Source organism: Xenorhabdus sp. PB62.4, assembly GCF_014467285.1.
Classification (GTDB): domain Bacteria; phylum Pseudomonadota; class Gammaproteobacteria; order Enterobacterales; family Enterobacteriaceae; genus Xenorhabdus.
This window is the reverse complement of the sequence record NZ_NKHR01000003.1, coordinates 110,303-132,476: the sequence shown is the minus strand read 5'-3', so window position 1 is coordinate 132,476 and position 22,174 is coordinate 110,303. Positions and strand designations below refer to the sequence as shown.

Below are 22,174 nucleotides of genomic sequence, written 5' to 3'. Positions count from 1 at the left end.
GGCAGGAAAGCACGCTTTCCCCCGCTGCCGCCCGACTTGCATGTGTTAGGCCTGCCGCCAGCGTTCAATCTGAGCCATGATCAAACTCTTCAATTAAAGTTTGATGCTCAAAGAATTACACTGTGTTCATTCGTAATGAATTAACTGTTCAGTCACTCTTCAAGACTTGTATTTTTTCGCCTTTCGGCGTCGATAGTGTCTTGCGAGTGCCCACACAGATTGTCTGATTAATTTGTTAAAGAGCGTGGCAACCGGGAAAATCCTTCCGGGTTGCGAGGCTGCGTATCTTACGCTTTTCGCCTCATGTGTCAAGCCTTATTTTTCAGGGCTTTTCACTTTGTCATCCCGACATGTTTGTGTGTTTGTCGTGACAACGGAAGCGCATTATAGGGACTTTTGTGATACTGGCAATAGTTATTTTAAAAAAACCTCTCAACCGCTTACTTATCGCCCAAAACAGCCTAATTTGATGTTTTATTGGTCTACAAAAAGAAAAAAGAGGTGTTTTTTTCACCTCTTTTTATCTTCACTGCCTCTTTTAATTAAAGAGGCTCTAAGTAAACAGTGTTATTGCATTGCAACAATACGGTTATTTTCCAGCTCCAAAGTCACCAATTTGCCCGGAATCAACTTGCCAGAGAGAATTTGTTGAGCCAGTGGGTTTTCAATCTCTTGCTGAATAGCACGTTTTAATGGACGAGCACCATATACAGGATCAAAACCAGCTTCACTCAGTTTCTCTAATGCGGAAGGTGTCATCGTAACTTGATAACCCCGTTCTTCCAGACGCTGATATAAACGTTGCAATTGAATCTTCGCAATAGATGTTAAATGTTCCTTCCCTAATGGATGGAATACAACGACTTCATCAACACGGTTAATAAACTCAGGTCTGAAATGATGACCAACTACCTCCATCACCATATCTTTCATTCCTGTATAATCCAGTGAACCAAAACGTTCCTGAATCATATCTGAACCTAAGTTAGAGGTCATAATCACAACCGTATTACGAAAATCCACCGTTCTTCCCTGACCATCGGTCAAACGACCATCATCCAATACCTGCAACAATATATTGAAAACATCTGGGTGGGCTTTCTCTACTTCATCCAACAAAATGACTGAATAGGGACGACGGCGCACGGCTTCTGTCAAATAACCACCTTCTTCGTATCCAACATATCCTGGAGGAGCACCCACTAATCTTGAAACGGCGTGTTTTTCCATAAATTCCGACATATCGATACGCACCATAGCATCATCACTGTCGAATAAGAAATTAGCCAGCGCCTTACACAATTCTGTTTTACCAACCCCAGTCGGCCCCAAGAACATAAAAGAGCCAATTGGACGATTAGGATCAGATAATCCGGCTCTGCTACGACGAATTGCATTCGATACGGCATCCACAGCTTCATTTTGCCCGATAACACGTTTATGCAATTCTTGCTCCATGCGCAACAATTTGTCTTTTTCACTCTCCAACATTCTGGAAACAGGAATTCCTGTCCAACGAGCAAGTATTTCAGCAATTTCAGCATCCGTGACTTTATTACGCAGCAGTTTCATATGACGATTTTCTGCTGCTGTTGCCGCTGTCAGACGTTTTTCCAATTCCGGAATTTTTCCGTACTGAATTTCAGACATTTTGGCCAAGTCACCACTACGGCGAGCTTTTTCTAACTCAATACGTGCATGTTCTAACTCAGCCTTGATGTTCTGGGTACCACTAAGTTCCGCTTTCTCAGCTTTCCACTCTTCTTCCAGTTCAGAGTATTCACGCTCTTTTTCCGCCAATTCTTCATTCAGCATCTCTAAACGTTTCTTACTGGCATCATCAGACTCTTTTTTCAGTGCCTGCTGTTCGAGCTTTAATTGAATAACACGACGCTCCAGACGATCCAATGCTTCTGGTTTAGAATCCATCTGCATACGCAGGCTTGCCCCTGCTTCATCAATCAAATCAATTGCTTTATCAGGCAGCATACGATCAGAAATATAGCGATGAGATAATGTTGCTGCTGCAACGATTGCCGGGTCGGTAATCTGTACATGATGATGCAATTCATAACGTTCTTTGAGCCCGCGCAGAATAGCAATGGTGTCTTCAACAGTAGGCTCTGCAACGTAAACTTTTTGGAAGCGACGCTCCAAGGCAGCATCCTTTTCAATGTACTGCCGATATTCATCCAATGTCGTCGCTCCAACACAGTGCAGTTCACCGCGAGCCAGAGCGGGCTTCAGCATGTTACCAGCATCCATTGCACCTTCAGCTTTACCCGCTCCTACCATGGTATGCAATTCATCAATAAACAGGATAACTGAGCCTTCCTGTTTGGCGAGATCGTTCAAAACACCTTTCAAACGTTCTTCAAATTCACCGCGGTATTTCGCACCCGCCAACAGTGCGCCCATATCAAGGGATAAAACACGTTTGTTTTTCAATCCCTCAGGAACTTCACCGTTAACAATGCGCTGTGCCAAACCTTCAACAATGGCCGTTTTCCCAACGCCCGGTTCGCCAATAAGAACGGGATTGTTTTTAGTTCTACGCTGCAACACCTGAATTGTGCGACGAATTTCTTCGTCACGCCCGATAACAGGGTCTAATTTTCCTTGTTCAGCACGTTCAGTCAGATCAATTGTATATTTCTTTAATGCCTGACGCTGATCTTCTGCGCCTTGATCATTCACATTTTCACCACCACGCATTTGTTCTATTGCCTTAGTGATTTTAGCTTTGTTTGCCCCAACAGCTTTCAGTATGTCACTTAATGTGCCACGTTCTTCTATTGCTGCCAGAACAAAGAGTTCAGAAGAAATAAAGTTATCACCTGCTTTTTGCGAAAGTTTGTCACACAGGTTTAAATAACGCCCCAGCTCATTGGATACCTGAACATCCCCACCGTTGCCCTCTACTTTTGGCAATCGGTTCAGAGCCTGATTAAGTTGATTATTAAAGCTATCCGTATCCACCCCTGCTGACGCCAATAAAGGACGAACAGAGCCACCTTCTTGATTGAGCAATGCGCTCATCAAGTGGATAGGTTCAATGAATTGATTATCACGCCCTAATGCGAGGGATTGGGCGTCAGCGAGAGCAAGCTGGAATTTATTGGTAAGACGATCCAGACGCATAACACCTCCAATACTGGTCAGAATTTGCTACTGGAGATTAGATAAGGCCATTCTTTAAATATTCAAGGTATTCTGAAAAGTTAATTGGAAACTGAACGCTATACACCAAAGATCGTCCTGTAAGGTAGGTTATCGCAACCAGATTAAAGTTGCCATTCGCCCCGTGTTACCATCACGACGATAAGAGAAAAAGGTTTTTTCCTCTGTGACTGTGCACGCAGTTCCACCGAAAATGTCTGTTATCCCCACAGACTGCAATTTCAATTTAGCCAGTAAATAAATATTTGCCAGAAATTTATCACCATAAGGTATGAAGGCTTGCGCTAGATCAGAGTTGGTCGCAATGAAAGCGTCCCTGACTTCACTGCCCACCTCAAATTTTTCAGGGCCAATCGCTGGCCCTAACCACACGCGGATCATTTCAGGTTTTGCATTAAATCGAGATACCGTATTTTCCAATACTCCTGCACATAACCCACGCCATCCGGCATGAGCTGCTGCAATCTCATCTCCTGAAATACTGCAAAATAATACGGGGAGGCAATCTGCTGTCATAACAGCACAAACCTGCCCCGGGATATTAGTGTAAACGGCATCAGCCTGATTATTTTCCTGTAACTGACCACCAAGAGTAATAACACGTGTTCCGTGTACTTGTTCCAACCAAGTGGGATGTTGCGGCAATTGAGCATATTCAACCAGCAATGTTCTATTTCGCTCTACACTTTCTGGTTTGTCTCCAACATGAGCACCCAAGTTTAAACTGTCATATGGAGACAGGCTTACGCCCCCCAAACGGGTTGTACTACAAGCGCCAACATTATCAGGCTGCGGCCAATCAGGGAAAATCAGTGATGTCATTTACCTACCAGTCCATTTCATCTTTGAAAGTTTCAGCGTCTGCTTTCATTACTTCAATCAATTTAACCATGTCATCCGGGAGCGGTGCATGCCATTCCATCTCAATACCCGTGATCGGATGGTAAAGGCGTAACATGGTGGCATGCAATGCTTGCCGATCAAAGTTGCGCATCACTTCGCGAAATTCGTCTGAGGCGCCTTTTAAAGGACGAGGACGTCCGCCGTACAGAGGATCTCCAACCAAAGGATGTTTAATATGCGCCATATGTACACGAATTTGATGCGTCCTGCCTGTTTCCAAACGCAAACGCAAACGGGTATGCGCACGAAAATGCTCCATAACTCGATAATGAGTAACAGCAGGTTTTCCCATAGGATGTACTGCCATATGTGTCCGTTTAGTTGGATGACGGGAAATCGGTTCTTCTACCATTCCACCAGCCGTCATACATCCCAAAGCTACAGCTTCATATTCACGTGTTATTTCACGTAATTGCAGAGATTCCACCAAGCGAGTTTGTGCTGGTACAGTTTTTGCGACAACCATCAATCCTGTCGTATCTTTATCGAGACGGTGGACAATACCTGCTCGAGGCACATCCGCAATTTCAGGGTAGCGGTATAACAGCGCATTCAATACTGTTCCATCAGGGTTACCCGCTCCGGGATGAACAACCAAATCTCGTGGTTTATTGATTACCAGAATATCGTCATCTTCATAAACAATATTCAATTCAATATCCTGTGGTTCCCAACGTGCATCTTCTTCAATGATAGCATTGATGGAAATTTCTTCACCACCCAGAACTTTTTCTTTTGGTTTATTAATTAATTTACCGTTAACTTGAACTTTATTATCCAAGATCCACTCTTTTATACGTGATCTGGAATAATCGGGGAACAATTCGGCCAAAGCTTGATCTAAACGTTGACCAAGCTGAGATTCAGCGACTATTGCATTAAGTCGGATTTGTTGTGCCATATATAATTTCTATATTTTACGTTGAGTTTTGACGGCGAGGCCGTTTCATTTAAAATAGTGTGCTATTGTAACTCTATATTTTGCCGGGAGCTTCACGGACAGTCTCCCAGAAAACTCTCAGAGGATAATCAACACGTGATGATTCGCATGAAATATCTGGTGGCAGCGACCACATTGAGCCTGGTTTTATCTGGATGCTCCAGCAATAAGGATGCTGTTCCTGATATCCCGCCATCTCAAATTTATTCAACCGGGCAGGAAAAGCTACAAGAAGGTAACTATAAAGCGGCTATCAAGCAACTGGAATCCCTTGATAACCGTTATCCTTTTGGGCCGTACTCCCAACAAGTTCAGCTTGATTTGATCTACGCCTACTACAAATCAGCAGAATTTCCACTGGCTCTCGCATCCATTGACCGTTTCATGCGCTTGAACCCAACCCATCCTAATATCGACTATGTAATGTATATGCGTGGATTAGTTTCACAAGCTCTGGATGATAGTGCATTACAAGGCTTTTTCGGTATTGATCGTTCAGATCGTGATCCTGAGCATGCCCGTGCCGCATTCCGTGATTTCAATCAGCTCGTACGTTACTATCCAAACAGTCAATATGCAGCCGACGCTACCAAGCGTTTAGTATTCCTTAAGGAGCGCTTGGCTAAGTATGAACTTGCCGTCGTGAAATATTACACTAAACGCAGCGCTTATGTAGCAGTTGTCAATCGCGTAGAACAGATGTTACGAGATTATCCTGATACTAAAGCGACTTTGGAAGCCCTCCCTTATATGGAATCAGCTTATAAGGAACTGGGGTTAACGGCTGAAGCCAATAAAGTAGCACAACTTATTGCAGCCAATCCTGCATAAAATTTAACCTTGTAAGGTTTAAACAAGCGTTCAAAAACAGCAGCTAAACAGTTGCTGTTTTTTTATATCATTCAATTTTTGCTCTTTAATTAGCGGATTAGCGGATTAGCGGATTAGCGGATTAGCGGAAAACTAGAATGATTTTAATTTTAATTACATTTACAATATTTTCATGATGAAAATAATTCACATTATAAAATTATAACATAATTTATAATACCACAACTGACTGATAATGACGCATAATGCACCACTCCGCAACAAAAATTATCCATAACTTCCTCGACTATCACAATTCTGTCACTTGCTTTAGAAATCGCACAACAAAAGTGATTTAGATCATTCTTTTTGCACAAAAGCGCGGTATGCTGAGTTTATTGAAGACGGAGTAACATTAAGAGGTAACTATATGTTAGTAAACATTACCAGTAAGCAAATGGAAATTACCCCCGCAATTCGTAGCCATGTAGAAGACCGTCTAAATAAGTTGAGCAAATGGCAAGTCAACCTAATTAGTCCACATATTGTACTATCAAAAGAGCCGCAAGGATTTTTGGTTGATGCTACAATTGGCACACCGAATGGCACATTGGTTGCCAGTGCCAAACATGAGGACATGTATGCTGCTATCAACGAACTACTTACAAAATTGGAGCGTCAGCTCAATAAAGTACAACATAAGGCAGAAGCTCGTCGCGCAGATAACAGTGTAAAAGAGTCCAACCTTAATCTGGAAGTATAACCATTCCTTATTCTTGTTCTAACGCGCTCAATGAGCGCGTTTTTGCTGCCTGCAATATAAAGGCGATAAAAGCCTTCTGTTGACACTTCCCTTCAAATAGGTTAATTAAAGTACATTATTAAATGTGTAAAGTAATGCGCTAACGAACCAAATGACTATCAATTTGTCTTTCTTATTTTTCTTTTTCACCTTCTCATAAGGAGGTTGTTTCGTTTTAAAAAGAAATCAAGAAGACGAACAAAAAACCTCCCTACCGATGGGAGGTTTTTTTGTTTACAGGTTATAAACAATACCTACAACACAACCGATTCCCATGATAAGAAGGTCAGGAACATGCTATGGAACGAGATTTAATTAATTTACGAGAAGAGATTAGTAATATTGATGCGGATCTACTGGACTTACTCGCTAAACGTCGGCAGTTAGCCAGTAGTATCGCTCAAACCAAACTTCTCGATCATCGCCCTATTCGAGATAAAAACCGTGAACGAGAGCTATTAAACATACTAATTGATAAAGGTAAGTCCCGTGGTTTAGATGGATTTTACATTACCCGGCTCTTTCAGATGATCATTGAGGATTCAGTGCTCACTCAACAAGCTTTGTTGCAACAGCACCTGAATCAAACACCTTATGATTCTGCCCGCATTACTTTTCTTGGGCCAAAAGGTTCCTATTCTCATATTGCGGCTCGCCAATTTTCTGCTCGTCATTTTAATCAATTGGTGGAGTGCAGTTGCCACAAATTCCCTGATATCTTTTCATTGGTTGAGATTGGTCAGGCAGATTACGGCATTCTACCACTGGAAAATACAAGTTCCGGGGCGATCAATGAAGTTTATGATTTATTGCAGAATACACCTTTATCCCTTGTTGGAGAGATAACCCTGCCAATCAATCACTGTTTATTGATTTCTGGGCAAACTGAGATTTCCAGGATAAAAACCGTTTATAGTCACTCTCAACCTTTCCAACAGTGTAATCAATATCTGAATAAATACCCTCACTGGAATATTGTCTATTGTGAAAGTACAGCCGCCGCTATGCAGAAAGTCTCTGAACTCAACTCACCAGAAGTAGCAGCATTAGGCAGCGAAGCGGGTGGAGGGCTTTATGGATTACACGTTTTAGAAAACAATCTGGCTAATCAGCAAGACAATAGTACCCGCTTTATTGTTGTTGCCCGCAAATCTATTGAGGTATCTGACCAAGTTCCTGCCAAAACCACGTTTATTATGTCAACAGGGCAACAAGCTGGTGCACTAGTTGATGCGCTAATTATTTTGAAGAAGCACGATATCGTCATGAGTAAGCTGGAATCCCGCCCAATAAATGGCAAGCCGTGGGAAGAAATGTTTTATATCGATGTACAAGCCAATCTGCGTTCCATAAAAATGCAACAGGTACTCAAAGAGCTGTCAGAAATCACCCACTTTTTGAAAGTGTTGGGATGTTACCCATCAGAGAATGTCATTCCTATCGATCCAATCTAACAATAAGCAACCGGATGGAAACATCCGGTTTATATGATAAGCATACTAAGGTGCTTGTTATACCCTGCTATCACTGGCCTGTTGCAAAAGAGTTCGGCTTTCTTTCATGAAGCAGTTTGCTTCATCACCAAACCATTCACTGACTTGGTTAAAACTCGCAATAAATGTCGATTTATCCTTATGTTCCAATATTTCCAAAGCTTGCCCAAAACTTTGATGATAACGACGGATAAGTTCAATATTCTCAGGGCTAGACATAATGATATCAGCATATAACTGGGGATCTTGTGCAAATAACCGTCCCACCATGACTAGCTCCAATCTGTAAATAGGTGAAGATAGTGAAAGTAACTGTTGTAAATCAACACCTTCTTTTGCAAGGCATCGGCCGTAAGAAAAAGTAGAGAAATGACGCAGGGCCTGAATGAAACCCATATTTTTATCATGCTGCTCTGCGCTGATTTGATGCAATCTCGCACCCCATACCGATATTTGTTCCAAAACCCATTGATATGCTTCTGGATAACGCCCATCACAATACACAACGACTTGTTTAGCAAAACTACCTACATCTGGCCCAAACATAGGATGCAGCCCTAAAACAGGCCCTTGATGCACATCAAGCATCGCATTTAATGGCTTGTGTTTGATGGAAGCAAGATCAACCAAAATACATTGTTCTGGCAAAGGAGGTAAGCGACGAATAATTTCTTCCGTCAGATGAATCGGAACGCTGACTATCACCATTCCGGCATCAGCCAATATATCTTCGGCGTGATCCCAATCCCCAACCTCAAGTACTCTCACTTCATAGCCTGACAAAGTCAGCAATCGGCTGAATAGTTTACCCATTTTGCCTGAACCACCGACGATAACCACAGGCCCCAAGTCAGTGCAGAGTTTTTTAAAGCCTTTGTTGTTTTCGCTGACATAAGATTCCCGCATAATACGACGCAAGATATCTTCGATCAAATCAGGTGGAATCCCCATATCTTCAGCCTCCTGACGACGGGATGCCAGCATTGCCGCTTCCCTGTCAGGCGCATAAATTGGTAAACCCAGTTGGCTTTTAACTTCCCCAACCTGCGCCACTAAATTCAGGCGCTTCGCCAGTAAAGCTAATAAAGCTTTGTCTACCTCATCAATTTGTTCCCTCAATTGTGACAATTCTTCAGCCATATTGATTACCCTGCTTTTTTCATCATCATGTTTCGGTGGGCCAAATGTGGAGCAATTTGTTGATGTAATTTTCTTAATACCTGCTCCGTCGTCTGCCAGTTAATGCAGGCGTCAGTTACCGACACACCATACTTCATCTCGGCACGGGACTGTTCGGAGGATTGGTTGCCTTCGTTAATATGGCTTTCCAGCATAATGCCAATGATGGACTGATTTCCAGCCATAATCTGCTCAGCAACAGAATCCACTACAATGCTCTGACGACGAAAATCTTTATTAGAATTACCGTGACTACAATCAATCATCAGTGATGGTATCAGCCCTGCTTTCATCATTTGGCGTTCACAGTCAGCAACATGTTCAGCACTGTAATTTGGTGCCGCTCCGCCACGTAAGATCACATGCCCGTTCGGGTTCCCTTGGGTTTGTAGCAAACAAACCTGACCTGACTGATTGATGCCCATAAAGCGATGAGGCATTGCAGCAGCTTTCATGGCGTTAATTGCGGTATTCAAATTACCATCAGTACCATTTTTAAAACCAACCGATACCGATAAACCCGACGCCATTTCCCGATGGGTTTGAGACTCAGTTGTTCTTGCACCAATCGCTGACCAACTAAACAAATCGCCCAGATACTGTGGATTATTGGGGTCAAGCGCTTCATTAGCCAAAGGCAATCCCATTTCAACCAGATTTAATAACAGGCGACGGGCAATATGCAGCCCTGCATCCATATCAAATGAACCATCCATGTAAGGATCGCTGATTAAGCCTTTCCAGCCGACCGTTGTACGAGGCTTTTCAAAATAGACACGCATTACAATATACAGGCAATCACTTAATTCAGCAGAGAGCGTTTTCAAACGGCGGGCGTAATCCAAGGCAGCATCCACGTCATGAATTGAACATGGGCCACATACCACTAATAAACGAGGATCACGATGCTGAATGATATCAGCAATCGTATTGCGTGCGTTTGTGATGGCATGCAGATCGTTGCTACTCAATAGGTATTTCTGTTTCAGTTCTTCTGGAGTGATAAGAACCTGTTCATCAAGAATATGAACGTTATTAAGTGCATCTTTTTGCATGATCATTTCTATACCTGCCTTGTCTGTCCATTTAGAGTTTTTTTACGTGTCTGCGGGATAACATACCACGCATCGTAAAGAATACAATCCAATGGTGTAAATATTTTCCATTTATCGTAAATAAATATTTACATCAATGCAATTACATCAGCGCTATACATCATAAAGAAATAATTTATTACATTTCTAGTTTAGAAAAGTAACATATAAATAAATTTGCACGTTATTTTTTTGTGAATTGAATTTCACAATTTTATCCACATGGAAATATTTTATTAACCTTCTTCAATTCATTTACCAATAAGATAAATTTCTTTTAAAATCATCTAATAAAAATAAGATCTCAATCCCATTTTTATATCTAGTTTTTAATAATATTAATATGTGTTTTTAGTGATCTTCTGAAACTATAAAACAACATTTATAAAGAACAGCTATACCCAATAGATTTCAAGCTTTCAAAAAAAGCTGCAACTTGAAAGACGATGGGGGTAAGTAATACAGATCCAAGAACCTGTGTTGCCAGTTTTTATTTATTAATCATTTATTAAGGACAGATATGATAACGCTGCAATTTACCATAATAATCATATGCTTATTAATCGGTACGCGTTATGCGGGAATGGGATTGGGACTGATCAGTGGTATTGGGCTTTTTATACTGACATTTGTTTTCGGCTTAGAGCCCGGTAAGCCTCCTGTAGATGTGATGCTCACTATTCTTGCCGTAATTGGTTGTGCTTCTGTTTTACAAACAGCAGGTGGGCTCAATGTCATGATGCAATTTGCAGAACGTCTTCTGCGCCGCCATCCACAGCACATTACCCTTTTAGCACCATTGACAACCTGGACTCTGACTTTTCTTTGTGGTACAGGGCACGTGGTGTATACCATGTTTCCAATCATTGGTGATATTGCCCTGAAAAAAGGTATCCGTCCTGAACGTCCAATGGCGGTTGCTTCTGTTGCTTCCCAAATGGCAATCACAGCTTCTCCAGTTTCTGTCGCCGTTGTCTCTTTAGTGTCAATTATTGCTGCCAGTCATGGCATTGGCCAAGTCTACGGAATTTTGGAAATTTTGGCGGTTTCAATACCTGCATCACTGACAGGAGTAATACTTGCTGCATTATGGAGCTTGCGCCGCGGGAAAGATCTGGATAAAGACGAGGAGTTTCAGGAAAAAATAAAAGATCCAAAACAACGTGAGTTTATTTATGGCAGTTCAGAAACGTTATTAGACCAAGTATTTCCTAAACAGGCTTATTGGGCAACCTGGATTTTCTTTGCTGCTATTGCGATCGTGGTCTTATTTGGTGCATTTACAGACCTGCGCCCTGCCTTTGAAACAAATGGAACGTTAAAACCCCTCTCCATGAATCTGGTGATCCAGATGATGATGTTAATTGCAGGTGCCATCATGCTGATGGTGTGCAAAGTCAAAGCCAATGAAATTGCCAACGGTGCAGTGTTCAAAGCGGGTATGGTTGCCATTTTTTCTGTCTTTGGCGTGGCATGGATGAGTGATACCTTCTTTCACTCACATCTGGGTGAATTAAAGCTCGTTTTAGAAGACGTTGTTCAGGCACAACCATGGACTTATGCCCTGGTGCTGTTCTTAGTATCAAAATTGGTTAACAGCCAGGCCGCTGCATTAACAGCAATTGCCCCAATGGGGTTACAACTTGGCGTTGATCCCAAACTTCTGATTGCTTTCTTTCCTGCTGCCTACGGCTATTTCGTTTTACCTACTTACCCAAGTGATCTGGCTTGCATCGGTTTTGACCGTTCAGGTACAACAAAAATCGGGAAATTCATCATCAATCACAGCTTTATTCTGCCGGGATTGATTGGTGTCAGCGGCGCCTGCACAGTTGGATATCTTTTGGTCAGTGCTTTTATGTAAGGCTTAATTAGCTCAGAACAGAAGCAGATTAATAGCCCGCTTATTAAAGTAAATCCCTAAAGTTGGACGCTTTATATGGTAGGTTATTCATTGAATAAGTCCATTAAGAACTTAAAAAAAGGCCAGCAACTTGCTGGCCTTTAACGATAACTTTCGGATGTAGCAAAAGCGTATTATTTCGCGTTCAGACGCTCTTTAATACGAGCAGCCTTACCAGAACGCTCACGCAGGTAGTACAGTTTAGCTCTGCGAACAGCACCACGACGTTTAACGTTGATGCTGTCTACGACTGGGGAGTGAGTCTGGAATACACGCTCAACGCCTTCGCCGTTAGAAATCTTACGAACAGTGAATGCAGAGTGCAGACCGCGGTTACGAATCGCAATAACCACGCCCTCGAATGTCTGCAGACGCTTTTTAGAACCTTCAACGACCCATACCTTAACTTCCACGGTATCACCCGGACGGAATGAAGGTACGTCTTGCTTCATCTGCTCTTGTTCAAGTTGTTTAATAATGTTGCTCATAATAACTCTCTTACCCTAGGTAAACTGATATATCAAAGACATTCCTTTACAGGACATGTCTGGATTAATTCGTTGCCTGATCCTGATATTCCCGTTGGAATTCAGCCAGCAACATCCTTTGCTCGTCAGTCAGAGCTAGGCTTTCTAGAAGTTCGGGCCTTCTTAACCAAGTTCGGCCAAGCGATTGTTTCATCCGCCAGCGATTAATTTCAGCATGGTTTCCCGACAGAAGAACTGGAGGAACTTCCATACCATCTAACACTTCAGGGCGAGTATAATGCGGACAATCCAACAATCCATCAGCGAATGAATCTTCTTCTGCTGATGCCTGACGCCCCAAAACCCCCGGAATAAACCGAGATATTGAGTCAATCATTGTCATTGCAGGAAGTTCTCCCCCGCTCAGAACGTAATCACCGATAGACCATTCTTCGTCAATTTCGGTTTGAATGACACGCTCATCAATACCTTCATAACGACCGCAAACCAGAATTAACTTCTTATTCGCTGCCAGTTCACAAACTCCCTGTTGGTCAAGTTTGCGTCCCTGAGGTGAAAGATAAATCACCTTAGCACCATCACCCGCCGAAGCTTTGGCTGCATGGATGGCTTCCCGTAAGGGTTGCACCATCATCAGCATGCCTGGACCACCGCCATAAGGACGATCATCAACAGTACGATGTCGGTCGTAGGTAAAATCCCGTGGACTCCAACATTCGATACTGAGCAGGCCATTTTTTACTGCCCGACCAGTTACCCCGTAATCGGTTATTGCGCGGAACATTTCAGGAAACAGGCTAATAACCCCAATCCACATACTGCGTCCCACTCATTTAAACCGTTTTTACCGGAGATTAAAAACCAGGATCCCAATCTACCTCAATCGTTTTAGTAGCGAGATCGACTTTCTTGATAACCTGCCCATCAAGAAACGGAACTAACCGCTCCTTGATACCGAATGCATCTTTCAGGTTTGCTTTTATTACCATCACATCGTTAGAACCTGTTTCCATCATGTCATGAACGGTTCCAAGGTTGTAACCCACAGTGTTTATAACCTGGCAACCAACAAGGTCTTTCCAATAATAATCACCGTCTTCCAGTTCTGGTAACTGTTGGGAATCCACTACAACTTCACAGTTAGTCAGTAAATTCGCTGCATCCCGATCATCAATATCTTTGATTTTGACGATAATATCCTGATTGTGGTATTTCCACGCTTCCAGCTCAACGTGTTGCCACTGTCCTGAACGTTGAATAAACCACGGTTGATATTCAAAAATGTCTTCGGCATGTTCGGTGGAAGAAAAAACTCTGAGCCAACCACGAATGCCATACGCTGACCCTAATTTCCCCAATACGATTGGCTCAACAGGGTGCTTCAGGCCAGATTGCTTGCTCATTGTTACCACCGTGACAGATTAAGCTGTTTTCTTTGCGTCTTTGATCAGTGCAGCAACACGATCAGACACAGATGCACCCAGACCAACCCAGTGTTCGATACGGTCCAGATCTAAACGCAGAGCTTCTGCATTTCCTGAAGCGATTGGGTTGAAGAAACCTACACGCTCAATGAAACGACCATCACGCGCATTGCGGCTATCGGTCACGACTACTTGATAGAACGGACGCTTTTTTGCGCCGCCACGAGCTAAACGAATTGTTACCATAACATCCTCATTAGTTAGCAAAACAACCAGACTCCATCGAGGAGTGGAGTCCGGTTGTCCATTTAAAAACCCGAAAATTTTACTCACTTTGGCGCAAAAAGCAATCCAAAGTACATTTTCTTTCGCGACTTTGTTGATTATCGCCCCATAAATCCAGGTGGCAGCATGCCTTTCATGCCTCGCATCATTTTTGCCAATCCACCTTTCTTCATCTTTTTCATCATCCTCTGCATTTCATCAAACTGTTTCAATAAACGGTTAACGTCCTGCACTTGGGTACCCGATCCCATCGCAATACGACGCTTACGGGAACCTTTAATGATTTCTGGTTTTTCGCGCTCTTTTCGCGTCATGGAATTAATGATAGCTTCCATTTTAACCAGAACTTTATCATCCATTTGAGATTTGACCGCATCAGGGATTTGTGACATTCCGGGCATTTTGCTTAACATGCTGGTCATTCCACCCATGTTACGCATTTGTTTTAGCTGATCGAGAAAATCACTTAAATCAAACCCATCGCCTTTTTTCAGTTTCGATGCCAGTTTTTCTGCTTGAGTACGATCAACCTTGCTTTCAATTTCTTCGATCAGTGAAAGCATGTCTCCCATGCCCAGAATACGGGATGCAATCCGATCCGGATAGAAAGGCTCCAACGCATCTGTCTTTTCACCAACCCCAAGGAATTTGATTGGCTTACCCGTAATATGGCGAATAGAAAGTGCGGCCCCGCCACGCGCATCACCATCAACTTTAGTCAGGACAACGCCTGTCAATGGCAGAGCTTCATTAAATGCTTTCGCAGTATTTGCCGCATCTTGCCCCGTCATTGCATCAACGACAAATAGCGTTTCGACTGGTTTGATTGCAGCATGAACCGCTTTAATTTCATCCATCATCGCTTCATCAACATGCAAACGACCTGCCGTGTCGACTAACAGCACATCATAAAATTTCAGCTTAGCGTGTTGGATAGCCTTGTTGACGATATCAATCGGCTTTTCTTGCGGATCTGAAGGGAAAAAGTCAACTCCGACTGTTTCAGACAGAGTTTCAAGCTGTTTAATAGCCGCAGGACGGTAAACGTCGGCAGAAACGACCAATACTTTTTTCTTATTTTTTTCTTTGAGCAACTTACCTAATTTGGCAACGCTGGTTGTTTTACCGGCACCTTGTAAACCCGCCATCAAAACAACCGCAGGAGGCTGTGCAGAAAGGTTCAATTCACTGTTAACCTCTCCCATCGCCTTAATCAGCTCATTCTGAACGATTTTGACGAATTCCTGCCCCGGAGTCAGACTTTTGTTAACCTCATGCCCCACCGCGCTCTCTTTGACGCGTGAAATAAAATCACGCACTACAGGCAATGCAACATCCGCCTCAAGCAAAGCCATACGAACTTCGCGCAGTGTATCTTTAATATTATCTTCAGTCAGCCGCCCGCGGCCGCTGATATTGCGCAATGTGCGCGATAGTCTGTCAGTTAAATTATCAAACATTGTCTCAGCTCAGATATCTACAAGTGGGTCTACCTGTAAGGCAAATTTTATGAATTATAACACGATGATCATGTGATCTCTGCAAAGAGATTCCCAACTATGATTAACAATGGTTGGAGGCTCTTCCTGCTAGCGGTATACTTAAATTTTAAGTTCAATCCATACCCGATAGATTTCAAACTATAATTTGAATAACTTGAATAGGTTGAAGTGATGAAGGGTAAACACTATTGCGAAAACGATAAACGTTATGCTGGTATTTTCAATTATTGCTTTACTTGCCTATCTCATTAGCCTGACACTCGTTGTACCAGGTTTACTGCGCCAACAAAACAGTTATCAAAAACTGGCTCTTTTTTTCGCAATTGTGGCATTAGTTAATCACGCGATTGCATTAAAATATCAAGTATTTCATGTCAGCAGTGGCCAAAACCTTACTCTATTGAATTTAGGCTCAATCGTCAGTTTGCTTATGTGCATCATCATGACGATCGTCGCTTTCCGTGGTCGTGCATGGTTTTTATTACCGATTGTTTACAGCTTCTCCATGATAAATTTGATATTAGCCAGCATGATGCCAGGAGAATTCATTACGCACCTTGAAGGCAGTGTCGAATTATTCATTCATATTGGGCTGGCATTACTTGGTTACGCCACTTTACTCATTGCCGCTCTTTACGCATTGCAGCTTGGATGGCTGGATTATCAGCTCAAAAAGAAAAAGTTTTCCTTTACCTCTGGCATACCTCCACTGATGGTCATTGAGCGCAAAATGTTTCACATTACCCAAGTTGGTGTAATTTTACTAACATTGACGCTATGCACAGGCATCATGTACATGGATGATGTTTTCAGTAAAGAAAATATTCATAAATCGGTTTTATCTATCATTGCATGGTTCACCTACGTTATTTTGCTTTGGGGGCACTATCATGAAGGATGGCGTGGCAAACGCGTTATTTGGTTCAATCTGATTGGTGCATTTATTCTGACTCTCGCTTTTTTCGGTAGCAGGCTATTGCAGGAAATTATGGTTTATTAAGAGTCAAAAGACCCATAGCCAGTTTGCATACATATTAGGAAGGAATTCTGTTTTGGAGCACGTCTCAACAAGCACACTGATTATCATTCTTATTGTCATGGTTTTCGTTTCGGCCTATTTCTCAGCCTCAGAAACCAGCATGATGACAATCAACCGCTATCGCTTACGTCATTTAGCTAAACAGGGGAGCAGCTCCGCACGTAGGGTAGAATCTCTGCTGCGCCATCCAGATAGGCTCATCAGTCTTATTCTTATTGGTAACAATCTCATCAATATTCTGGCGTCTTCTCTCGCTACTATTGTTGGCATGCGCCTTTATGGTGATGCAGGTGTTGCCATTGCTACAGGCATACTCACTTTCGTGATCCTTATTTTCTCCGAAGTGATGCCAAAAACCATTGCGGCTCTTTACCCAGAAAGAATAGCATTTCCAAGTAGTTTCCTGCTGCGCCCACTGGAAAAAATCATGCTGCCTCTCGTTTGGGCATTTAATAAAATCAGTTTGCTGTTTATGCGTTGTCTGGGCATCAAAGTTTCTAATATTCGCAATGATGCGGTCAGCAAGGACGAATTGAGAACAATCGTAAATGAATCAAATACCAATCTATCGCGCCGCAATCAAGACATGCTGATCTCAATACTGGATCTTGAGAAAGTCACCGTTGGCGACATAATGGTGCCTCGTAATGAGATTGTTGGCATTGACATTAACAATGATTGGAAATCTGTCATCAGGCAATTAACACATTCACCGCATGGGCGAATTGTGCTTTATCGGGATTCCCTTGATGATGCCATTGGTATGCTACGGGTACGTGAAGCCTACCGATTGATGATGGAGAAAAAAGAGTTCACAAAAAGAAATTTAATTAAAGCAGCAGATAAAATCTACTTTATCCCCGTCAGTACTCCGCTGAATACCCAGCTCGTTAACTTCCAACGCAACAAGCAGAAAGTCGGTTTGATCGTGGACGAATATGGAGATATTCAAGGGCTCGTTACTGTCGAAGATATCTTGGAAGAAATTGTTGGCGATTTTACCACGTCCATGTCTCCGACTTTGGCCGAAGAAGTTCTTCCACAAAGTGATGGCACCGTTCTAGTGGACGGTACAGCTAATATTCGCGAACTAAACAAAGCCTTCAATTGGGCGCTCCCCGAAGATGGCCCAAGAACAATGAATGGAATGATTCTGGAAGAATTAGGTGAACTTCCTGAATTGAATGTTCAAGTACAAATTAACAAATATAATTTTGAAGTTCTTTCCGTGCACGATAATGTTATTAAGCAGGTGCGTGTAACACCAATGAACAAAAGAACGGAACAAGATATAAACCCCAGTGAATAATTTAGCCATTATTCACATTCACTCAGGATAAAGACCACCCAAATGCTATCTCACTGTATGTTCCAGGGTGGTTTAAGAGCAATAATATATGGTGGATTCACACAATATATTATTGCTTCTATTCTTTGCACTCAGGCAGGAGCATTTTAAATGCTTAAGGTATTCTGCTTCACTGAATTCATGCCAAAAACAAATACAATATTTTAATCAAAATTGTTCTTAATAAAATTCATAACATTCATAATATTATAAAATATTACAAATGTTAAAATACCTTGAGTATTACTATTCAATAGAAAACTTATCTGTACCCAAAAAACAAGCGTATCAAGCAGATACTCTTTAAAAGGGAAAATAGCAACACAAGGCTGGCAAAAAATAAGCTAACCCTGTTAACCTAAAGTAGATCTGGCTGCTTAACAAGAGTTTCACAGCCAGAATATAGAATGGTAACCAAGATATTTTATCGCTTATCGATCTAACAAACAGACTAAACTCGAAGCTCTACAAGCTTTTCTTCAGGCAATGCTAACTCTTCGTTCAGATTAACGCGAACACCCGAATCAAGAATACTCTGAGCAATATCTTGAGCTTCTTTTAATGAGTGCATTTCATAAGTACCGCACTGATAAATGTTTAGTTCTGGGATCTGGTTCTGATTTTGAACTTTCAATACATCGGCCATCGCAGCTTTCCAAGACTCAGCTACTCTTAACTCTGTCGGGGCACCGATCAAGCTCATATAAAAACCAGTACGGCATCCCATCGGGGAGATATCGATAATATCAACACCGTCACCGTTCAAATGATTACGCATAAAACCCGCAAACAGATGCTCAAGAGTATGAATACCCTTTTCTGGCATCACGGCTTTATTAGGAACACAAAAACGTAAATCAAATACGGTGATAGTATCGCCATGAGGCGTTTTCATCATTTTGGCAACTCTAACTGCTGGAGCAGCCATACGAGTATGGTCAACTGTAAAACTATCCAATAAAGGCATAAAATTACCTCCTAGGGCATCAGATTTTTTACGAAAATTTTTCCAGATAGATGAAACCTTTTTATTTGCGTCTGGTCATAAGATATGAAGACGCGCAAATTGTTATCATCCCTATTCTTTAAGAGATTTTATTCGGCCACCACTTGGTGGCCATTTTCTTTTTTAACTCCCAGCATGAAGTTTTAGATAGTCATCAAAACTCATGCTGTCTTGTTGCTCAAGATTGTGCTGCCTCAATACAGAAGCATCACGTTCAGCAGAAAAACTTTCATCATTATTCAAAATTGAGTAGGGCTCTTCAATCAATTCCTGACTGTATTTTTTTGCCAGTTCCAATCCAAAACCAACTATCCCCTGCGTTTTCATCTTGCCTAATACACGCGCTGAAAACGTTAATGATGGATCTTCAAACATAATAACCAGTTCTTTACACACTGACTGATACTGAGTTCCTGAACAAGCATCCAAAACTTCAGCAACCCGCTCTAAATCCCGGAATAGTTCTTGCCCGACAGATTTAAGGGGTTGTTGTTCAATACCACCACCAATACCGATATGTAACTCTGGCTTACGCCCTTCCAAAATCACTTTATTCCAGTTACCACGACAACACTCAAGCTCTTTACTTCCCATTTCAGGCGCATCAGCTAAAGCACACCATATCAAGAATAGGTCAAGAAAACGAATCTGAGTTTCATCAACGCCAATCGGGGAGAAAGGGTTAATATCTAAAGAGCGTACTTCAATGTATTCTATACCGCCTCTTAATAACGCATCAGAAGGCGATTCCCCCTCCAGAGTTACCCGTTTAGGGCGTATTGGTGCGTACAGCTCATTTTCAATTTGAAGGACATTAGTATTAAGTTGGAGGTACTTATCCCCTTTTTTGACGCCAATGGCCGCAAAATCGGCAGATGGTTTATGGATCGCTTTCTTAAGACCTTCTATGTACGTATGAAGATTATTAAAAGTGATATTCAGATCACTTTGCGACTTGTTGGTATACCCTAGGTCACTCATCCTCAGAGAAGTCGCATAAGGTAGGTAATAAGTCCCTTTTTCAGTTTTCTCAAAGGATAACGCTGTATTCCGACCACGTAAAAATGAGGGGCAAATGGCCGGTGATGCACCAAATAAATAGGGGATTACCCAACCAAAGCGGTAATAATTACGGATCAGACGAAGGTATCCCTCTGAAATCTGCTCTTTTCCCGTTTCTGCATCTTTAATACCTAACCGTGCCTGCCAGAAACTTAGTGGAAGAGAAAAATTATAATGCACCCCTGAAATCGTCTGCATCAGTGCACCGTAACGATTTTTTAATCCCTCACGATACAACGTTTTAAAACGCCCCACATTAGACGTACCATATTGTGCCAGAGTGATGTTTTCCTCATCGTCAATGAAACATGGCATACTCAAAGGCCACATTTTTTCATCGCCCAAATTTCTCGCGGTATAACGATGTAAATCGTTAAGGAAATCAATGGTTCTATCTATGTTGTTATCAACAGGGGTAATGAACTCCAATAGAGATTCAGCAAAATCAGTTGTAATCCATTTATGCGTTAAAGAAGCACCAAGTGATTTTGGATGCGCCGTCTTAGCTAAATGACCTTCTGGAGTAACACGCAATGTTTCACGTTCAATGCCGCGACAAATACCATCTAACACAGTAGGGTTTGCCTCTAGCCATGACAATGCTTTTGATACGTCCGGGATCAATTTGACCTCCGTGGAGTTTTGAAAAGATTATTACTAAGAGTTTACTTTATATGAAACAAGCCAAGTTGTCGCTGATTACATAGAGGTGATGACTTATCAAAGGTCAAATTACGATCAAATAATGATGAAGGAAATATTATGTTTCAAATAGAAACAAAAAAACCCTACCGTATCAAGGCAGGGTTTTAAAATGGTGCATCCGGGAGGATTCGAACCTCCGACCGCTCGGTTCGTAGCCGAGTACTCTATCCAGCTGAGCTACGGATGCATTGTCAGGTTTTCTATTTCTGATCAGACATCATAGACTGTCTTATTCTCAGAACATTAACACCATGATGGAATCACAATGTTGAATATGGTGCATCCAGGAGGATTCGAACCTCCGACCGCTCGGTTCGTAGCCGAGTACTCTATCCAGCTGAGCTATGGATGCGTTGTCAGTTTTCTATTTCTGGTCAGGCGCTGCTGATTGCCTAACTTCTCAGAATTGATACACCTAAAACTCACGGTGTTTAAAATGGTGCATCCAGGAGGATTCGAACCTCCGACCGCTCGGTTCGTAGCCGAGTACTCTATCCAGCTGAGCTATGGATGCATTGTCGGTTTACTATTCCTGTTCAGGCGCTGCTGATTGCCCGACTTGACAGAATTGAGATACCTAAAAATCGCGGTGTTTAAAGTGGCGCATCCGGGAGGATTCGAACCTCCGACCGCTCGGTTCGTAGCCGAGTACTCTATCCAGCTGAGCTACGGATGCGTTGCTTAAATGGCGGTGAGGGAGGGATTCGAACCCTCGATGCAGCTCTTAACCACATACTCCCTTAGCAGGGGAGCGCCTTCAGCCTCTCGGCCACCTCACCATATTTTTAAAACTAAAACGCTTTAAAACTTGCGACCTGAAGTTTTCACTTCGTAGTTCTTAGTATATCTTCTTCTGCTTACTGCTCAGAAGCTTCTTTCTAAGCTCTTCGTCGCTGCGATGGCGCACATATTACTTTCCCTGCCTGATAAGTCAAACAATTTTTCGAAACTTTTTTCCGTTTGAATACTTAGCGCGCAAAACGCTTGGTTTAGCATCTAAAGAGCTATTTT

Annotated in this window: 18 protein-coding genes, 5 tRNA genes and 1 other annotated feature; of the genes, 6 read left to right on the top strand and 17 right to left on the bottom strand. The window is 42.3% G+C overall.

Annotated features, from left to right (window positions below):
• Positions 1–567: 567 nt before the first annotated feature.
• The 3 genes from clpB to rluD form a co-directional block, all read right to left on the bottom strand.
• Positions 568–3,141 (bottom strand): ATP-dependent chaperone ClpB, encoded by a 2,574-nt coding sequence (clpB, locus tag Xenpb_RS03850; protein ID WP_187653171.1) that lies wholly within the window; start codon positions 3,139–3,141, stop codon positions 568–570.
• A gap of 129 nt (positions 3,142–3,270) precedes the next feature.
• Positions 3,271–4,002, bottom strand: coding sequence for a purine nucleoside phosphorylase YfiH (gene yfiH, locus Xenpb_RS03845; protein WP_187653170.1), 732 nt, complete (start codon positions 4,000–4,002; stop codon positions 3,271–3,273).
• Positions 4,003–4,006: 4 nt separating this feature from the next.
• Positions 4,007–4,984 (bottom strand): 23S rRNA pseudouridine(1911/1915/1917) synthase RluD, encoded by a 978-nt coding sequence (gene rluD / locus Xenpb_RS03840; protein ID WP_099114697.1) that lies wholly within the window; start codon positions 4,982–4,984, stop codon positions 4,007–4,009.
• 147 nt (positions 4,985–5,131) lie between these two features.
• On the opposite strand from rluD, the gene bamD reads away from it, so the two are divergent.
• The 3 genes from bamD (at position 5,132) to pheA (ending at position 8,089) form a co-directional block, all read left to right on the top strand.
• Positions 5,132–5,854 carry an outer membrane protein assembly factor BamD gene (bamD, locus tag Xenpb_RS03835; protein ID WP_187653312.1) on the top strand — a complete coding sequence of 241 codons (723 nt, stop codon included), beginning with the start codon at positions 5,132–5,134 and terminating at the stop codon, positions 5,852–5,854.
• A 409-nt stretch (positions 5,855–6,263) separates the two neighbouring features.
• Positions 6,264–6,596 carry a ribosome-associated translation inhibitor RaiA gene (raiA, locus tag Xenpb_RS03830; protein ID WP_099114699.1) on the top strand — a complete coding sequence of 111 codons (333 nt, stop codon included), beginning with the start codon at positions 6,264–6,266 and terminating at the stop codon, positions 6,594–6,596.
• 150 nt (positions 6,597–6,746) lie between these two features.
• Positions 6,747–6,869, top strand: a sequence feature (Phe leader region).
• Between the two features lie 65 nt (positions 6,870–6,934).
• On the top strand, positions 6,935–8,089 hold the full coding sequence (gene pheA, locus Xenpb_RS03825; RefSeq protein ID WP_187653169.1) for a bifunctional chorismate mutase/prephenate dehydratase: 1,155 nt from the start codon (positions 6,935–6,937) through the stop codon (positions 8,087–8,089).
• Between the two features lie 57 nt (positions 8,090–8,146).
• Here pheA and tyrA read toward each other — a convergent pair whose 3' ends face one another.
• Together tyrA and Xenpb_RS03815 are read right to left on the bottom strand one after the other, a co-directional pair.
• Positions 8,147–9,268, bottom strand: a complete 1,122-nt coding sequence (gene tyrA, locus Xenpb_RS03820) for a bifunctional chorismate mutase/prephenate dehydrogenase (RefSeq protein WP_187653168.1) — start codon at positions 9,266–9,268, stop codon at positions 8,147–8,149.
• A 5-nt stretch (positions 9,269–9,273) separates the two neighbouring features.
• Complete coding sequence (locus Xenpb_RS03815) at positions 9,274–10,368, bottom strand: 3-deoxy-7-phosphoheptulonate synthase (RefSeq protein ID WP_304952536.1); 1,095 nt, start codon at positions 10,366–10,368, stop codon at positions 9,274–9,276.
• Between the two features lie 553 nt (positions 10,369–10,921).
• On the opposite strand from Xenpb_RS03815, the gene Xenpb_RS03810 reads away from it, so the two are divergent.
• Complete coding sequence (locus Xenpb_RS03810) at positions 10,922–12,265, top strand: anaerobic C4-dicarboxylate transporter (protein ID WP_187653167.1); 1,344 nt, start codon at positions 10,922–10,924, stop codon at positions 12,263–12,265.
• A 173-nt stretch (positions 12,266–12,438) separates the two neighbouring features.
• On the opposite strand, the gene rplS is transcribed toward Xenpb_RS03810, so the two are convergent.
• The 5 genes from rplS to ffh all read right to left on the bottom strand — a co-directional run bounded on the left by rplS (position 12,439) and on the right by ffh (position 15,961).
• Complete coding sequence (gene rplS / locus Xenpb_RS03805) at positions 12,439–12,792, bottom strand: 50S ribosomal protein L19 (protein ID WP_010845356.1); 354 nt, start codon at positions 12,790–12,792, stop codon at positions 12,439–12,441.
• Positions 12,793–12,856: 64 nt separating this feature from the next.
• A complete protein-coding gene (gene trmD / locus Xenpb_RS03800) occupies positions 12,857–13,609 on the bottom strand; it encodes a tRNA (guanosine(37)-N1)-methyltransferase TrmD (protein ID WP_187653166.1) in 753 nt (250 codons plus the stop codon).
• Positions 13,610–13,646: 37 nt separating this feature from the next.
• Complete coding sequence (gene rimM, locus Xenpb_RS03795) at positions 13,647–14,195, bottom strand: ribosome maturation factor RimM (protein WP_187653165.1); 549 nt, start codon at positions 14,193–14,195, stop codon at positions 13,647–13,649.
• An 18-nt stretch (positions 14,196–14,213) separates the two neighbouring features.
• Positions 14,214–14,462 carry a 30S ribosomal protein S16 gene (gene rpsP, locus Xenpb_RS03790; protein WP_047961642.1) on the bottom strand — a complete coding sequence of 83 codons (249 nt, stop codon included), beginning with the start codon at positions 14,460–14,462 and terminating at the stop codon, positions 14,214–14,216.
• A 137-nt stretch (positions 14,463–14,599) separates the two neighbouring features.
• The gene (gene ffh / locus Xenpb_RS03785) at positions 14,600–15,961 is read right to left on the bottom strand and encodes a signal recognition particle protein (RefSeq protein ID WP_187653164.1); all 1,362 of its coding nucleotides are present in this window, start codon (positions 15,959–15,961) and stop codon (positions 14,600–14,602) included.
• Positions 15,962–16,211: 250 nt separating this feature from the next.
• Between ffh and Xenpb_RS03780 the strand changes: the two genes are divergently transcribed.
• Together Xenpb_RS03780 and Xenpb_RS03775 are read left to right on the top strand one after the other, a co-directional pair.
• Positions 16,212–17,003, top strand: a complete 792-nt coding sequence (locus Xenpb_RS03780; protein ID WP_187653163.1) for an inner membrane protein YpjD — start codon at positions 16,212–16,214, stop codon at positions 17,001–17,003.
• Between the two features lie 52 nt (positions 17,004–17,055).
• Positions 17,056–18,351 carry an HlyC/CorC family transporter gene (locus Xenpb_RS03775; protein WP_187653162.1) on the top strand — a complete coding sequence of 432 codons (1,296 nt, stop codon included), beginning with the start codon at positions 17,056–17,058 and terminating at the stop codon, positions 18,349–18,351.
• A 490-nt stretch (positions 18,352–18,841) separates the two neighbouring features.
• Here Xenpb_RS03775 and luxS read toward each other — a convergent pair whose 3' ends face one another.
• The 7 genes from luxS to Xenpb_RS03740 form a co-directional block, all read right to left on the bottom strand.
• The gene (luxS, locus tag Xenpb_RS03770; RefSeq protein ID WP_187653161.1) at positions 18,842–19,357 is read right to left on the bottom strand and encodes an S-ribosylhomocysteine lyase; all 516 of its coding nucleotides are present in this window, start codon (positions 19,355–19,357) and stop codon (positions 18,842–18,844) included.
• Between the two features lie 162 nt (positions 19,358–19,519).
• Positions 19,520–21,082: a glutamate--cysteine ligase gene (gene gshA / locus Xenpb_RS03765; RefSeq protein WP_187653160.1), complete on the bottom strand. Its 1,563-nt coding sequence runs from the start codon at positions 21,080–21,082 to the stop codon at positions 19,520–19,522.
• Between the two features lie 191 nt (positions 21,083–21,273).
• Positions 21,274–21,350: transfer RNA gene (locus Xenpb_RS03760), tRNA-Arg, on the bottom strand.
• 88 nt (positions 21,351–21,438) lie between these two features.
• Positions 21,439–21,515: transfer RNA gene (locus Xenpb_RS03755), tRNA-Arg, on the bottom strand.
• Positions 21,516–21,600: 85 nt separating this feature from the next.
• Positions 21,601–21,677, bottom strand: a tRNA-Arg gene (locus tag Xenpb_RS03750).
• Between the two features lie 85 nt (positions 21,678–21,762).
• Positions 21,763–21,839, bottom strand: a tRNA-Arg gene (locus tag Xenpb_RS03745).
• A 10-nt stretch (positions 21,840–21,849) separates the two neighbouring features.
• Positions 21,850–21,942 (bottom strand) — tRNA-Ser (locus Xenpb_RS03740).
• Between the last annotated feature and the right edge of the window lie 232 nt (positions 21,943–22,174).